The organism is Nocardiopsis sp. TNDT3 (genome assembly GCF_003427465.1).
GTDB lineage: Bacteria > Actinomycetota > Actinomycetes > Streptosporangiales > Streptosporangiaceae > Nocardiopsis > Nocardiopsis dassonvillei.
The window spans coordinates 1-1,211 of the sequence record NZ_QPFC01000779.1; the positions used below are offsets into that span (position 1 = coordinate 1).

Consider the following 1,211-nt stretch of genomic DNA (forward strand, 5'->3'; position numbering starts at 1 on the left):
GCTGGCGCTGACCGCCCGACAGCTCCCCGAGGCGGCGTTCGGCCAGGTCGGCGACGTCCAGTCGGTCCAGGCACTCCGCGACCACGGCGCGGTCGCGCCGGGTCAGCGGCCGCCAGAACCCCCGGTGGGCCCACCTCCCCATCGCGACGGCCTCGCGCACGGTGACCGGCAGGGCGTCGGGGACCGCGCTGCGCTGGACCACGAAGGCGGGGCGGGCCGGACGCGAGGCCCGGACCCCGCCCCGGCGGACCCTGACCGTGCCCGCCATGAGGCCGAGCAGCGTGGACTTGCCCGACCCGTTGGGCCCCACGAGCGCCGTGACCGCGCCCTCCGGGACCGCCGCGTCGACGCCCCGCAGGACGTCCTCGCGCCCGTATCCGGCGTACACACCGTCCAGTTCCAGACGGTTCATCCCGTTCCTCACGCTCACCCCGATGTGCAAATGACAATGGTTATCGTTATACAGTGTCCCACTATGGAAGCTCTGTTCGACCCGTTCGGGGTCGTGTTCGTGCAGCGTGCGCTGTGGGGAGGCATTCTGGTCTCCCTCATCTGCGCCGTCGCCGGGACCTGGGTGGTGCTGCGCGGCATGGCCTTCCTCGGCGACGCGATGTCGCACGGGATGCTGCCCGGGGTGGCCCTGGCGTCCCTGCTGGGCCAGAACCTCATGCTGGGCGCGGCCCTGGCCGCGGGCGCGATGGCCGCGGGCGTCACCGCGCTGGGCCGCTCGTCCCGGCTGTCCCAGGACACGAGCATCGGACTGCTCTTCGTCGGGATGCTCTCACTCGGCGTGATCCTGGTCTCGCACTCGTCCTCCTTCGCGGTCGACCTCACGGGCTTCCTGTTCGGGGACGTCCTGGCGGTGCGCGAACAGGACCTGGTCCACCTGGGCCTGGCACTGGCCGCGGCCCTGGTCGTCGCCGTCGCGGGGCACCGGGCGTTCCTCGCCCTGGCCTTCGACCCGCGCAAGGCCGCCACCCTGGGGCTGGCGCCCCGGGCCGCCCACGGCGTCCTGCTCGGCCTGGTCACCCTGGCCGTGGTCGCCTCGTTCCACGTGGTGGGCACGCTGCTGGTGTTCGGGCTGCTCATCGCGCCCCCGGCGGCCGCGGCCCTGTGGGCGCGCAGCGTGCCCGCGATCATGCTCGGCGCGGCCGTGCTGGGCAGCGCCGCGACCTTCCTCGGCCTGCTCGCCTCCTGGCACTGGGAGACGG

2 protein-coding genes are annotated in these 1,211 nt (G+C 73.7%); one reads left to right on the top strand and one right to left on the bottom strand.

Annotation, left to right across the window (positions count from 1 at the left end; genetic code table 11):
• Window positions 1–412, bottom strand: a 412-nt coding sequence (locus DQW06_RS19155) for an ATP-binding cassette domain-containing protein (protein ID WP_117199040.1), incomplete at its 3' end; no start/stop codon positions are given.
• 63 nt (window positions 413–475) lie between these two features.
• Here DQW06_RS19155 and aztB point away from each other — a divergent pair.
• Window positions 476–1,211: zinc ABC transporter permease AztB (gene aztB / locus DQW06_RS19160; protein WP_157983491.1), on the top strand; the 736-nt coding region annotated here is incomplete at its 3' end.